This window comes from Archangium primigenium, assembly GCF_016904885.1.
Taxonomy (GTDB): domain Bacteria; phylum Myxococcota; class Myxococcia; order Myxococcales; family Myxococcaceae; genus Cystobacter; species Cystobacter primigenius.
On sequence record NZ_JADWYI010000001.1, the window covers coordinates 1818409 to 1832440 of the forward strand.

The 14032-nt window shown below is 70.5% G+C and carries 8 protein-coding genes; 1 reads left to right on the plus strand and 7 read right to left on the minus strand.

Annotated elements, in window-relative coordinates:
* Nucleotides 1-3: 3 nt before the first annotated feature.
* The 6 genes from I3V78_RS07840 to I3V78_RS07865 form a co-directional block, all read right to left on the minus strand.
* A complete protein-coding gene (locus I3V78_RS07840) occupies nucleotides 4-687 on the minus strand; it encodes a MotA/TolQ/ExbB proton channel family protein (RefSeq protein ID WP_204485690.1) in 684 nt (227 codons plus the stop codon).
* 179 nt (nucleotides 688-866) lie between these two features.
* The gene (locus I3V78_RS07845; protein ID WP_204485691.1) at nucleotides 867-4058 is read right to left on the minus strand and encodes a DUF4215 domain-containing protein; all 3192 of its coding nucleotides are present in this window, start codon (nucleotides 4056-4058) and stop codon (nucleotides 867-869) included.
* Between the two features lie 9 nt (nucleotides 4059-4067).
* A complete protein-coding gene (locus I3V78_RS07850) occupies nucleotides 4068-5216 on the minus strand; it encodes a peptidase associated/transthyretin-like domain-containing protein (protein ID WP_204485692.1) in 1149 nt (382 codons plus the stop codon).
* Between the two features lie 8 nt (nucleotides 5217-5224).
* Nucleotides 5225-8236, minus strand: a complete 3012-nt coding sequence (locus I3V78_RS07855) for a serine/threonine protein kinase (protein ID WP_239576340.1) — start codon at nucleotides 8234-8236, stop codon at nucleotides 5225-5227.
* 236 nt (nucleotides 8237-8472) lie between these two features.
* Nucleotides 8473-10182, minus strand: coding sequence for an NHL repeat-containing protein (locus tag I3V78_RS07860; RefSeq protein ID WP_204485694.1), 1710 nt, complete (start codon nucleotides 10180-10182; stop codon nucleotides 8473-8475).
* A gap of 60 nt (nucleotides 10183-10242) precedes the next feature.
* Complete coding sequence (locus I3V78_RS07865) at nucleotides 10243-10668, minus strand: SET domain-containing protein-lysine N-methyltransferase (protein ID WP_204485695.1); 426 nt, start codon at nucleotides 10666-10668, stop codon at nucleotides 10243-10245.
* 112 nt (nucleotides 10669-10780) lie between these two features.
* Between I3V78_RS07865 and I3V78_RS07870 the strand changes: the two genes are divergently transcribed.
* Nucleotides 10781-12580: a M20/M25/M40 family metallo-hydrolase gene (locus I3V78_RS07870; RefSeq protein ID WP_204485696.1), complete on the plus strand. Its 1800-nt coding sequence runs from the start codon at nucleotides 10781-10783 to the stop codon at nucleotides 12578-12580.
* Nucleotides 12581-12649: 69 nt separating this feature from the next.
* On the opposite strand, the gene I3V78_RS07875 is transcribed toward I3V78_RS07870, so the two are convergent.
* Complete coding sequence (locus I3V78_RS07875) at nucleotides 12650-14032, minus strand: RagB/SusD family nutrient uptake outer membrane protein (protein ID WP_204485697.1); 1383 nt, start codon at nucleotides 14030-14032, stop codon at nucleotides 12650-12652.

Below are 14032 nucleotides of genomic sequence, written 5' to 3' on the forward strand. Positions count from 1 at the left end.
GGCCTAGCGCCCCTCTCCCGCGCGCGACTTGAGGCTGCCCACGAGCGCGTGGCCCAGGGCGTTGGTGCGCGAGGTGAGCGTCTTGAGCTGGCGGTTGAAGGTGTTGAAGGCCACCACGGCGGGGATGGCCACCGCCAGGCCCACGGCCGTGGCCACGAGCGCCTCGGAGATGCCCGCCATCACCGTCTGCTGGATGGCGGCGCCCTTGGCGCCCATGTTGCCCAGGTCGTGGAAGGCCTTGATGATGCCGAGCACCGTGCCGAACAGGCCGATGAAGGGCGCGTTGTTGCCGAGCGTGCCCAGGAAGGACAGGTAGCGCTCGTACTGGGGCCGCTCGCGCGCCACGGTGGAGGCGATGACCTGCTCCACGGTGTCCGGGCCCTTGTCCACCGAGGCCAGGGCCTCGCGCAGCACCGCGGCCTCCATGCCCTTCCTCTGCGCCACCGCGGCGCGCACCGCGTCCAGCTCGCCCCGGGCGAGCTTCACCGCGAGCAGCTCCGAGTCCGGCAGGCGGTGCGTGGCGAAGTACACGGCCCGCTCCAGCATCAGCGCGATGGACAGCACCGACAGGATGACGAGCAGCCACAGCACCCACTCGGCGCTCGTGAGCGTCACGCCCAGCAGCTTGCGGCTCAGCCAGCCCAGCTGCTCGTTGCCCATCTGGGCCAGGAGGATGAAGGACGTCATGAAGGGGTTCCCGGGGAAGGTGGGACAAAGGGGGACGTAGCGCGTCCGCGCCGACGCACCGCATCCATTCTTCGACACGGTTGGAAAGTCAATGGAATCAGTCCACAAAGGAGGCGGGCGGGGGAGGGGATGCCCACCCCCGACCCCTGTCCCTGGCCCTCAACGCGTGGGCGCCGATTCTATTCGCAGGCGTTGGCCACGCACGCCAGACCCGGGGCGCAGTCGTCCCCGCTCTTGCAGCCCGTGCCCGCCTGGCAGTCGAAGCCGCTGCCCCCCGCCATGTTCACCACGGAGAAGTTGCGGTTGGTGCGCGCGTCGTTCGAGGGCGTCTTGATGATGGACTGATTGCCGAAGGCCCCGGGCAACTGGTGCGTGAGGGTGACGACGTTGAGCGACGCGCTCGCGGTGAGCCGCAGGGTGGTGGGACCCGCGGCGCCCTGGACGGCCTCGCGGATGGCCTGGGCGACATCGGTCGAATAGAAGGTGATCTCGATGGGGACCGGCACCCGGGCGGGGTTGTGCCGGTTGTTGTTGTCGAACTCGAACGTGACCGGGGGGTTGAGGCCGTCGTTGAGGGTGAAGGTGTCGCCGTCCTTGAAGTCGATGCCGTAGGCGCCCAGTACGATGGTGATGCGGCCGGTGGCCTTGGCGTTCTGCACGGCCTTGCAGGTGGCGTTGCACGAGCCGCACGCCAGGCTGTTGCCGTCGTCGCACACCTCCGCGTCGGTGACGAGGCCGTCGCCGCAGTGGGGGCCGGTGAGCGGCAGCGTCGCCTCGCACGTGGAGTTGCACCGGGTGCAGGTGGGCACGCCGTAGCCGCACGAGGTCTCGTTGGTGTTGTTGCCGTCGTCGCACACCTCGCCGTGGCTCGTGACGTTGTCGCCACAGAAGGGGCCCGTGAGGTTGAGCTCGGCCGAGCAGCTGGAGTTGCACGTCTTGCAGCTGGCGGTGCCGTAGGGGCAGGTGGCCTCGTTGGTGGTGTTGCCGTCGTCGCACACCTCGGTGCCGTTGATCTCGCCATCGCCGCACACGGGGCCCTCCAGGTTCAGGAGCGCGGAGCAGTCCGAGTTGCAGGTGGTGCAGGTGGCCTTGCCGTAGGCGCACTCGAGCTCGTTGGTGTTGTTGCCGTCGTCGCACACCTCGTTGTCCGTGGTGCGACCATCACCGCAGTAGGGACCCGCGAGGCTGATGACCTGGAGGCAGTTGGCGCTGCAGCCCAGGCAGCTGGGGGTGCCGTAGGGGCAGGACGTCTCGGCGGTGGTGTTGCCGTCGTCACACGCCTCGGGGCCGTTGATGATGCTGTCGCCGCAGACGGGGCCGTGCAGGTTGAGCACCGTGGCGCAGCTCGCGTCGCAGAACACGCAGTTGGCCTGCCCGTAGGCGCAGGCCGTCTCGGTGGTGGTGTTGCCGTCGTCGCACGCCTCGTTGTCCGTGGTGCGAGTGTCGCCGCAGAAGGGGCCCGCCAGGTTGAGCCGCTGGGTGCAGTTGGCGTTGCAGGTGGTGCAGGTGGGCGTGCCGTAGGCGCAGGCGGTCTCGTTGGTGGTGTTGCCGTCGTCGCACACCTCGCTGTCGGTCGTCTTGCTGTCGCCGCAGTAGTTGCCCCGGAGGCTCAGCTCCTTCTTGCAGTCCGCCGAGCACAGGGTGCAGGTGGCGCTGCCATACTCGCAGGTGGTCTCCTCGATGGAGTTGCCGTCGTCGCACACCTCGCTGTCGGTGACGAAGGTGTCGCCGCAGTAGTTGCCCCGGAGGTTGAGCGGCGCCGAGCACGAGGCGTCACACAGGCGGCAGGTGCGCGTGCCGTACGCGCACTGGGTCTCGGTGACGGTGTTGCCGTCGTCACAGGCCTCGCCGTCGGTCGTCTTGCTGTCGCCGCAGAAATGGCCCGTCAGGTTCAGCTCGGCCGTGCAGTTGGCGTTGCAGGTGGTGCAGGCGGCGGTGCCATAGGGGCACGCGGACTCGTTGATGGAGTTGCCGTCGTCACAGGCCTCCGGACGCGTGCCGTTGACGTTCACCTTGCCATCGCCACAGCGGTTGGCCCGGCACGTGGGCAGGCAGTCGTCGTCCTCGGCGCCGTTGCCGTCGTCGCACTCCTCCTCGGCCAGGTAGTTGTGGAAGCCGTCACCGCAGTAGGACACCTTGCAGGTCGTGGTGCACAGGCGCGAGAGGCCCCGGGCATCGCACTCCTCGCCCGCGGGGCCGTTGACGAAGCCGTCTCCGCACACCGGCGCGGTGCAGTCCGCGTCGCAGGTGGCGCTCGTGCCGCCCGTGTCGCACTGCTCGCCGGCGGGCACGTTGACGTACCGGTCTCCGCACCGGGCGCTCGTGCAGTCGCGGTTGCAGTCGGCGGTGTCCGCGCCGGTGCCGGGGTCGCACTGCTCGCCGGCCGTGGTGTTGACGATCCGGTCACCGCAGGTGCGCCAGGTGCAGTTGATGTTGCAGTTGATGGTCTCGCCCTGGCCGTCGCAGTCCTCCACGCGCGGCTCCTGCCGGTCCACCTTGCCATCGCCGCAGACGGCGAGCCGGCAGTTGGACAGGCAGTTGTCGTTGTCGAGCTTGTTGCCGTCGTCGCACTCCTCGTCGGGGTCGCGCACGCCGTTGCCACAACCCTCGCCGGACTTGCAGTCCGCGCTGCAGCCGTCGCCGTCGATGGTGTTGCCGTCGTCGCAGACCTCCTTGGGCGAGTCCACGATGCTGTTGCCGCACGTCTCGTTGGACCGGCAGTTGGCGCTGCAGCCGTCGCCGTCGGTGGTGTTGCCGTCGTCGCACACCTCGCCGCGGCCGGGGTTCACCACGCCGTCGCCGCAGATCTCCACCGAGCGGCAGTCCGCGCTGCAGCCATCGCCGTCGAGCGTGTTGCCGTCATCGCACCGCTCGCCGCGGGCGGTGTCCACGTACTTGTTGCCGCACACCTCGGTGGACAGGCAGTCGGCGCTGCAGCCATCGCCGTTCTCGTTGTTGGCGTCGTCGCACTTCTCGCCGATGGCGCGGTCGATGATGCCGTTGCCGCACGCCTCGTTGGACAGACAGTCCGCGCTGCACTTGTCCCCGTTGTTCGTGTTGCCGTCGTCGCACTTCTCGCCCTTGACGAGGTCGACGATGCCGTTGCCGCACACTTCCTGGGACCGGCACTCGTGGCTGCACCCGTCACCATCGACGATGTTGCCGTCGTCACAGGCCTCGCCCAGTTGGATGACGCCATCGCCACAGTCATCCTTGATGCACACGTCCTGACGCGCGGCGCACTGCTGGCCCGAGGGACAGACCAGGCCGGAGGGACAGACGACGCTCTCGGGCTCGAAGCACGCGCCGAGCAAGAGCAGCAGCGGCAGTAGCAGCCACGAGGCCCACGGCGTGGAGGGAATTCGGTTCACACGTCACCTCTAGAAGCGCAGCAGTGCCTGGACACCACTCGACCCCCCGCCCAGGACGGGCAGGATGCTCACCCGGGGTTGGGTCTGGGGGTTCGGATCGACCTGGTTCGGATCGATGCGGTAGGACTCGGGTTGATTGAGATAGGCGAGGACGGCGCCGGTGATGAGGGCCGCGCCCCCGAGGGCATAACCCCCGAAGGCGGCGCGCTGCATCAGGTTGCCCTGGTTGAGCTGGGCGGCGAGCGGGGTGGGGGGCACGCAGCCGCCGCACGCGTTGATGCCCGTGTCGAAGGCGTTGAAGCGCTCGCGCGACTGAAGGTGCAGCAGCACGCCGCCACCGGTGAGGGCCGCGCCCGCGCCCATGACCAGCCAGGGCATCGCCGCGGACCAGCGGCGCCGGTAGCGGGTGAGGTCGTTGGCGGTGAACAGCTTCATGTCGAGCGACAGCGTCTCACCGGGCAGCAGGCTGCGGGTCTCGTCGCTGGGCACGTAGCCCGCGAGGGTGGCCGAGACGCTGTGGGCCCCGGGGCGCACCAGGCCCGAGTAGCGGCCGGGCGCGGTGAACAGGGGCTTGTTGTCCAGCATCACCACGGCGCCGGGCTGGTCGCAGACGACCTCCACGTGGGCGAGCTGGTTCTCGATGAGCGTCTTGTAGTTGCGCGCGTACTCGAACTTCTCCGCCTCGAGCGGTTCGGCGCCGAAGCGCAGCGCGGCCACCAGGTGCTCGTGCACCTCGATGGGCTGGTCCAGGTTCATCAGCGCCAGGGCCAGGTTGTAGTGGATGGCGGGGTGGCCCCACAGCGCCAGGGCCTGGCGGTACTTGTCGCTGGCCTGCACGAAGATGGATTCCTTGAGCAGGGCGTTGCCCGCGCGGAACAGCTCGAGCGCGCGCTCCTGGTCCCGCTTCGCGACGCCCTTGGCCCACGGCCGCTCCGGCTCGGGGCCCTTGTTCACGGGGGCCGCGGCCTCGGGAGGCGGCGGGGGCGCGAGGGTCGTGGAGGGGGGTGGCTCGGGCGCGGTGGTGGGCACGGGGGCCGGGGTCGCCTTGCCCCGCGCGCCGGACTTGCGGGAGACGCCTGGCTTGCTCCCGGAGGACTGGGCGTGCACGGGCGCCGCGGCCAGCGCCAGCAGGGCCACCGTCATGTTCACCTTGTTCACGGCTCGTCTCACTTCAGGACCTCGATGACTGGACTGCCCAGCTGGGACTGCAAGCGCTGCACGCGCTCCTTCTCGCGCTGCAGCAGCGTCGCGAGATCCTGCGCGGCCCGGATGGCGTCTTCCTTGGCCTCGCGCGCGGACACCGCGCTTTGCTCGGCGCGCTTCTTGGCGGAGCGGGCCCGGGTCTGGGCTTGTTGGGCGCGATCCAGGGCGGCCAGCAGCTCGTCGTTCTTGGCCAGCAGCTCCGCGTTGGAGAGCGCCACCTGGGCGTTGGCCGCCTCGGCGGCCTTCTGGGCCTTCTGCCGCTCCAGCTCCTTGGCCTGCACCTCCGCGAGCCGCTGCCGCGCCTCGGTCTCCGCGCTCCGGGCTACCCGCTCCGCGCTGCGCGCCTGGGCCTCGGCGACCTGCGCCACGGCGGCCTGGAGCTCGGCCTGCTGCTGGGACTTGCGGATGACGACCAGGGCCACCGCCGCGGCGATGACCAGCAGCACGAGGAAGCTGGCGCTGCCGATGAGCAGCGCGCGCCGCAGCCGTCGGCCCTTGCGCGCCTGGGAGGACACTGCCTCCAGGAACTCCTGCTGCACGCGCGGCAGCTCGCCCCGGAAGCGCCGCTGGAAGCGCTGGGCCTCCTCCACCATCTCGCCGCGCCACAAGAGGTTGCTGTCGTGGTTCTTGCCCTGCCACTGCCGGGCCGCGTTGCGCAGCTGCTCCAGGAAGGCGGCGTCCTCCTGCCCCTCGTCGAGCCAGCGCCGCAGCGTGGGCCAGCTGTGGATGAGCGACTCGTGGACGATCTCCACCGTGGCGCCGGTGGCGCCGCCGCCCGTCTGCACCACCAAGAGACGCGCCTGGACCAGATGGTCGATGAGCCGCTGCATCTCCGCGGTGTCCTGCGTCAGCTCGCGCAGCTCGTCCGCGGACACGATGGCGCGCGTGCGGTCCGGGGTGATGAGCCGCAGGCACAGCGCGCGCACGAGCGTGCGCTCCTGGCTCGTCATGCCCGCGAGCACGCTGTCCGCGTGGCTGGCGAGCGCGCCGGCGATGCCGCCCATGGACTTGTAGGCGCTCACCGTGAGCTGCGTGTTCTTCTTGTCGCGCGACTCCCACAGCTGGGTGGCGGCGAACTGGAGCAGCGGCAGCGCGCCCTGGGTGGACTCCAGGTGCTCGAGCATGTTGTCCACCAGCGCGGGCGTCTCGAACTGGTAGCCCGCCATCTCCGCGGGCTGCACGAGCGCGTCGCGCAAGCCGTCGCGGTGGGGCGAGGTGAGGAAGAACAGCCCCTGGGACAGCTCCGCCATGAAGCGCTCGTCCTCGGGCACGCGGTCCAGGAAGTCCGAGCGGATGGAGAGGATGACGCGGATGGGCGACGTGGCGTCGTCCGCGATGCCCGACAGGCACGCGGTGAAGGCCTGACGCTCGCGCGCGTCGGGCACCAGCGTGTAGAGCTCCTCGAACTGGTCGATGAAGACGAGGATCCTCCGGCGCTGGTGCCGGGCGCGGCTGCGCAGCACGCTGCCCACGTAGCCGGGCTCCGCGTACAGCCGCTGCACCAGCCGCTGCTGCTCGGCGATGTCCTCCTCCACCGTGGTGGACGAGGACATGAGCGGCGCCACGCAGCTGGCGAGCGACGCCAGGGGCGAGCGGCCCGGACGGATGACGAGCGCTTCCCACGCCGTGCCCGAGCGCTTGAGCACCGGCACGAGGCCCGCGCGCACGAAGGAGGACTTGCCCGTGCCGGAGGGGCCCACCACCGCCAGGAGCGGCCGGTCCTGGATGCGGTTGACGAGCGCGGCGATCTCCTTGGTGCGCCCGAAGAAGCGGTTCGCGTCGGCCTCCTGGAAGGAGGACAGGCCCGCGTAGGGGCTCTCGTCGAGCTTCAGCTCGCGGCTGAAGCGCCCTGGCAAGAAGGGCTCGAGCGCGCGCAGGAGCGCCGCGGCGTCCGCGAAGCGCTCGTCCTTCTTCTTCAGCAGACAGCGGTCCACCACGGCCGCGAGGTCCGGCGGCACGTCGGGGGCCAGCTGCTGCAGCCGCGGCATGGGCTCGTCCAGCATGCCGGTGACCATGAGCTGCGGGCCGCGCAGCGGGTCCAACGGATGCTTTCCGCTCAACATGCGGAAGAGCATGATGCCCACCGCCCAGATGTCCGTGCGGTGGTCGATGGGCACGCCGATGCCCCACTGCTCCGGGGACATGTACGCCATGGTGCCCATGATGGCGCCGCTGCGCGTGAGGTTGCCCGTGTCCGCGCCCGCCGCGGCGGGGGCATGCAGCTGGGGCTGCGCGCCGGGGGCCACGGCGCCCTCGGGGGCCTCGGTGCCCTGCTGCAGCAGCTTGGCGATGCCGAAGTCGAGCACCTTGATGCCGCCCGTGTCCGTCACCACGATGTTCTCGGGCTTCAGGTCCCGGTGGACGATGCCCTGCTCGTGCGCGCACGCGAGCGCCTTGACCACGGGCACCATCAGCTCCACGGCGCGCGCGGGCGGCAGCCGGTGGTTGCCGAGGACCTTGGTGAGCGGCTGGCCCTGGAGGAACTCCAGCACCATGAAGGGGCTGTCCTCGTACTCGCCCACTTCATAGATGATGACGATGTTCTCGTGGCTGCAGCGCGCGGTGGCGCGCGCCTCGAGGATGAAGCGCTGGGTGAGGTCCGTGTCCTGGGTGTGCAGGAACTTGATGGCCACGCGGCGGCCGAGCCGCACGTCGCGCGCCAGGAACACGGTGCCCATGCCGCCGCTGCCCAGCTCGCGGATGAGCTCGTAGTGCTGCAGGCGCGTGCCCGGCCGCAGCTTCTGGCCTCCGAGGCCCGGCGACGTGTCGCTGTACGTGTTGGGCCGGGACGGCGTGTCCCACGTGCCCGAGGAGCGGTGCGAGCGCTGCGAGGGCGTGTCCACCGTGGGTGGCGGCGGCGTCGTGGACCCGGGAGGCGAGAAGAGCGACTCCAGATCCGCGGCGACGGTTCGCTCGTCCAGCGCGCCCGCTGGAGTGGCGGGCCAACTCAGGGCACCAGCTTCATTCTTCTTCATGTCCCGCGGCATCCCCTACGAATCGTTCGCGAACCGGGGGGTTCGCGGGGGAGGCGCCACCTGCCTTGCACCGGGCCCAACGCCCGTGGAGCCAGCCCCCGTCTTGTCGTTCCGACCGGCCGGGATCATTACACGGTCCCGGTCCTCCCGATAGTCCGTGACCCTCCTGTCACGTCGCGTGGTGCGGGGGGGCGGGCAAGGTAGGGGTTACCCGCCCCGCGTCCAAGGCCGCCCGGCTACTCGCTGGCGAACAGGAGGACGCGGTGGTTGGCCGAGTCGGTGACCACGACGTGCGGCCAGGCGAGCGTGATGCCGCTCGGCTCGGCGAGGCTGCGCGCACTGGGGGTGTTGCCCGTGGGGGGGTCCTCGCGGTCGTTGTGGGTGAAGTCCGCCTGCCCGAGCACGCGGTCCGGCGGCGTGTCGGACGTGGTGGGCAGGGTGTTCCACACGAGCACCCGGTGGTTGAGGGTGTCGGCCACGAAGAGCTGCGCGCCCGTGGAGGTGACGGCGGTGGGGTTGTCCATGGCCGTGGCGGAGAGCCCGGCCGTGCTGGTGGTGAAGTCGCGCTGGCCGAGCACCACGTCGGCGGGCTGGCCATGGGTGGTGGGGAAGGTGGTCCACACGAGGACGCGGTTGTTGAAGCTGTCGACCACCACCAGGCGCTGGCCGTCCGTCCAGACGCCCGTCGGGTTGTAGAGCGTGGTGGGGCCGGGCTTGCTCTCGGAGGTGCCATCGCCATTGGCGTCGTTGCGCCGGCAGTGGGTGAAGTCCTGCTGGCCGAGCACCAGGTCCGCGGGCTGGCCGTTCGTGGTGGGCGGGGTGTTCCACACCAGGACGCGGTGGTTGCCGGTGTCCGCCACGAGCACCTTGTCCCGGCTCAGGAACACGCCCTGGGGAAAGCCGAGCGTCCGCGGCGTGCAGCCAAAGGCGCTCGTGTCGAAGCCCTCCTGCCCGAGGACGAGGGTCGCGGGCGTGGCGGAGAGCAGGGGCGGGGGCGTGTAGAGCAGGACGCGGCTGTTGCGCTGGTCCGCCACGGCCAGGCGCGTGCCGGCGCCCCCGAGCCCCGCGGGCTGGTTGAGCTTCAGGTCGCTCGTGCCCGGCACATCCGCCGTGAAGTCCGTCTGGCCGAGCACCCAGCCCGCGTCCGCGCCCGGGAGGGTGGGCACCGGCGAGAAGCCCAGCAGCCGGTGGGCGCCGCGATCCGAGACATAGAGCCGCGCGTCCACGACGACCGCGCTGCCCAGGGGCGCGTTGAGCGTGCCCGCGCCGGTGGGCCCGCCCCGCTCCTCCGCGCGGTGGGTGAAGTCGGCCTGGCCCAGCACGCCCCGCGCCGCCGCGTGGGTGGCGAGCGTGTACCAGTCATGGCAGCGCACCGTGATGTCCTCCACGGCGCCCGCCACGCGGCCACTGCCCTTGTCCAGGGTGCAGCGCAGGCCCGGCACCGGGTTGTCCAGCCTCACCTCGTACGTCCCCCCCCGCGGCAGCCGGGTGGTGAAGGTGAAGCGGCCGTCCACGGGCAGTGCGAGCGTCTCGGTCCCGAGCGTCAGGGTGGGTGCTCCACGTGCGCCCTCGACCGTGCCGCCCAGGGCATAGGTCTTCGCGGCGCAGCGCACCCGCACGGACTCCACGTCCGCGCCCGCCACCCGGCCCGTGCCGCCCTCCACCGCGCAGTCCTGCTCCGCGGGCGCGCCGAGCACCCCGACCGTGTACTCGGTCTGGTTCTCCAGGCGGGTCTCGAAGGCGAAGGGGCCGTCCGCGGCGCGGGTGAGGCGCTCCTGGCCATTGAGCTGGAGCGTGAGCTCGCCCGCCAGGCCGCTGACGGTGCCCTTCACGGCGTACATCGGGGTCTCGGTGGGGGGCGCGGGGGGCTTGGTGCCCTCGTCTCCAGGGTTACCGCCACAGGCGGCCATCCACGCCGCCACGCTCCACAGTCCGGCACGAGCCATGCGCATGCCCGGGGTTATGTCACGGGCTTCTCGAGGGGGACAAGCGAGGGCCCCCGGGGCTCAGGGGGGCATCTCCTGGCCCCGCGTCTGCCACCAGTTCTCGCCGTAGCTGATGCACAGCTGCTCGCCCGCGGCGATGTCCCGCAGGGCGTAGAAGGTGAAGACGTCCTTGGGCGAGTGCCCCTTCTGGAAGCCCCGGTAGTAGGAGACGTTCGGCTCCTGCGAGTGGTTGTAGACCATGCCGAAGCCCATCACGACCGCCACCCACTCCCCGCCGCGGTCCTCCTCGTGGGGGCCCCACTCGATGTTGAACACGTAGTCGGTGAGCGGGGAGTTGCGCACCGAGCGGAAGGGGGCCTTGAGGTAGTGGCACTCCTCGAGCACGGAGCCCTCGGGAATGTCCTCGCTCGTGAAGACCCCGTAGCCCCACTGGCACGGCTGGACCCTCAGGCCCGGATGGATGAAGAGCGGCTCGCCTGGCTGCATGGCGGCGTTGCTACCACGGCCGGGAGGTCACATCCCAGGTCATTCCCAGCGCGCCTCCGGGTGCCATAGGTTCGCCTCCTCCCCCGCCAGCGCGGTACCCGAGGTGACGTACATGGCAATGAACAAGTTTGGTCCGGTCGTGGCATGGCTCGCGTGCGCGGCCCCCGCGGTCGCGGCCCCCCCGTCGCGAGCCGTCGCCCCCCAGCAGGAGCGCGAGGTGTGGATCACCATCGGCACCGACGCGCTCCAGCCCGTGCGCTCCTCCTTCCAGCGCGAGGGCGTGGCGCTGCCCGCCCCCACGTTCCAGACGGAGGGCGTGGCGGTGATGCGGCTGAGCGAGTCGCAGGTGCTGCGCCTGGGCCAGTCGGTGCACGAGGAGCTCAACCGCTGCGCGGGCTTCATCGCCCACGACTCCGAGGCGGAGGCGATCGCCGCGGCCAAGGCGGACGCGGCGCCCGCCCAGAACCTGGCGACGCCCACCTACTCCATCAACAACGCCCCCTCGGTGAACGCGCTCCTCGCCGAGGTGCGCGAGCTCAACATCCGCAACACCATCAACTCGCTGTCCACCAACTGGACCAACCGCTACTACAACGCGCAGACGGGCCAGGACGCCGCCGTGTGGCTGCGCGGCCAGTGGGCGGACCTGGCCAAGGATCGTCCGGACATCTCCGTGGCGTTCTTCAAGCACTTCAGCTGGAAGCAGCAGTCCGTCATCGCCACCATCCAGGGCACCACGCACCCCAGCGAGATCGTCGTGCTCGGCGGCCACCTGGACTCCATCAACCAGAGCAGCCCCTCCGCGGGCGTGGCGCCGGGCGCGGATGACGACGCCTCGGGCGTGTCCTGCCTCACGGAGATCCTCCGCGTGGCCATCGCCAAGGGCTACCGGCCGGCGCGCACGGTGAAGTTCATGGCCTACGCGGGCGAGGAGGTGGGCCTGTACGGCTCGGCCGCCATCGCCAACTCGCACAAGAACGAGGCCGCCAACGTGGTGGGCGTGTTGCAGCTGGACATGACCAACTACAAGGGCTCGGCCTACGACTTCGGCATCACCATGGACCGCACGAGCCCCGCGCTCAACACCCACGTCATCAACCTCATCACCACCTACCTGCCGACGCTCACCTATACGCAGTTCAACTGCGGCTATGGCTGCTCGGACCATGCCTCGTGGACCAGCGCGGGCTTCCCCGCGAGCATGCCCTTCGAGGCCACCATCAACACGGACAACAAGAAGATCCACACCCCCGAGGACACGCTCACGTACATGGGCGGCACGGCGGATCACTCGGTGAAGTTCGCCAAGCTGGGCGCGGCCTTCATGGCGGAGGTCGCCAAGGGCGCCTCCGAGGGCAACGTTCCGCCCCGGGTGGGCCCGGCCCTGAACAACACCGCCACCCTGGACGCCACCTACAAGGTGCCGCGCTGCGCGGAGGAGGGGCTGAGCTGTGACTCCGGCGCGCTGCTCAACGGCCGCGCCAACCTGGGCCCGGAGGTCACCCGTCCCAACACCCTCAAGGGCGCGTGCCCGGATGGCACCTCGGGCATCTTCCACCACGACGAGTCCATCGACCGCATCAAGGTGGGCACCCCGGACGGCACGGAGATGGTCGCGGGCAAGGCGGTCAAGGTCGACGTGACCGTCTTCACCTATTCCACGGCGGATGACCGGCTGGACCTCTACTCGGCGGCCAACGCGGACAGCCCCACGTGGACGTTCATCGGCACGCTCGCCCCCACCAGCGCGGGCACGAGCACCCTGTCCACCACCTACACCCTGCCCGCGGGCGGCCGGCAGGCCCTGCGCGCGCGCTTCCGCTACGGCGGCGCCGCGGGCGCGTGCGGCACCGGCACCTACGACGACCACGATGACCTGGTCTTCGCGGTGGGCGCGGCCGCCACGCCCTGACGCACCAACGCCCCGGAGCACGGGCCGTGAGGCCAGCGCTCCGGGGCGTCGTTCCCAACCCGGACCCGCTTACTGCCGGGCGTTCGTCTCGGACTCGGGCACGGGGAAGCGCGGGTGGACGCGGTGGCCCGGCACGTCGATGGGCAGCTCGTTGAGCCGCTCGTAGCGACGCAGATCGATCCACCGGTGCCCGCCCTCGAACAAGAGCGAGTAGCGGCGCTGCTTGAGCAGCTCGGTAATGAAGTCGTAGCCGCCCTCGCCCGGCGTGAGCTCGCTCAGGCCGCCCGACGTCACGCGGATGAAGTTGAGCAGGGTGCGCGCGTTGGAGATGTCGCCGGCCTGGTAGGAGGCCTCGGCGTGCAGGAGGATGAGCTCCTCGTTGCGGATGATGGGCACGGGCGAGGTGCCCGAGGGGTAGTTGCTGAACCAGTAGTCGGAGCTGACGCCCTGGTAGTTGCCCGGGGTCGTCGCCAGCCGCACCTTGCGCTGCACGCGCGCGTCCAGCTCCGTGGTGCTGCCCTCCTGGTACTCCGCGTCCTTGAGGATGGAGGGGTGGGCGTAGATGTTCTGGTTGATGGCCGGGCTCAGCTCGTTGGTGGTGTCACCCGAGCCCGCGCCGAACGCGTGGTAGACGCCCCGCTCCAGGGGCGCGTTGATGTTCTCGAAGGACCCCGCCAGGTCCACCAGCGCCTCGTCCCACTTCTGCCGGTACACGTCCACCCGGGCCTTGAGGCCGCGGTTGACCTTCTGGAAGTTGGGCACCGTCATCTTGATGTCGGGCCGGTCGAAGTCCTGGAAGCCGCTGCTCAGCGGCAGGGGGAAGGTGGTGCCTCCCGCCTTGAGGTGCACCAGGGCCTCGTCCAGCAGGGCGGCGATGAAGGCGAGCACCTGCTCGCGATCCGTGACGATGGGGGCCAGGGCCGCGCCGATGGGGCGGTCCACGTCGAGCACGACGCCGTTGGTGTCCCGGGTGTTGATGAGCACCAGGTAGTCCAGCGCCTTCATCGTCTTGGCGAAGCCGCGCACGGCCTCCTTCTCCTCGTCGCTCATGCCCGGGACCACCTCGAGCGCGCGCAGCAGGGTGTTGGCGTTGCGCAGGTTGGCGTAGGGGCCCACCCAGAAGTTGCCGCCGAACGCCGGGCTGCCGGGATCCAGCGCCGGGCCCGCGAGCAGCTCGCCCACGTAGCGCGGGTCCGCCTTGTCCAGGATGTACGCCTCGCGGCCGAGCACGCCGAGGATGGAGACGTAGCCGTTCTGGGCGGCGTAGCCCGCGCGGTTGCCCACCAGCAGGCCCTCCGCGGCGCTGATCACCGCGGGGCGGGTCGGCGTGAGCTCCAGGCTGTCCACGCTCGGCCGGTTGAGGTCCGGCACCGTCAAGTCACACCCCGCCAGCCCCATCGCGGTGGACAGGGCCAGCATCACCTTCGTCATCTTCATGTCGCGGATCTTCAT

Bases quoted from the DNA above. Each gene is read 5' to 3' on its own strand.
- I3V78_RS07840 (WP_204485690.1), bottom strand. From the start codon at position 687: ATGACGTCCTTCATCCTCCTGGCCCAGATGGGCAACGAGCAGCTGGGC.
- I3V78_RS07855 (WP_239576340.1), bottom strand. From the start codon at position 8,236: ATGAAGAAGAATGAAGCTGGTGCCCTGAGTTGGCCCGCCACTCCAGCG.
- I3V78_RS07860 (WP_204485694.1), bottom strand. From the start codon at position 10,182: ATGGCTCGTGCCGGACTGTGGAGCGTGGCGGCGTGGATGGCCGCCTGT.
- I3V78_RS07865 (WP_204485695.1), bottom strand. From the start codon at position 10,668: ATGCAGCCAGGCGAGCCGCTCTTCATCCATCCGGGCCTGAGGGTCCAG.
- I3V78_RS07870 (WP_204485696.1), top strand. From the start codon at position 10,781: ATGGCAATGAACAAGTTTGGTCCGGTCGTGGCATGGCTCGCGTGCGCG.
- I3V78_RS07875 (WP_204485697.1), bottom strand. From the start codon at position 14,032: ATGAAGATCCGCGACATGAAGATGACGAAGGTGATGCTGGCCCTGTCC.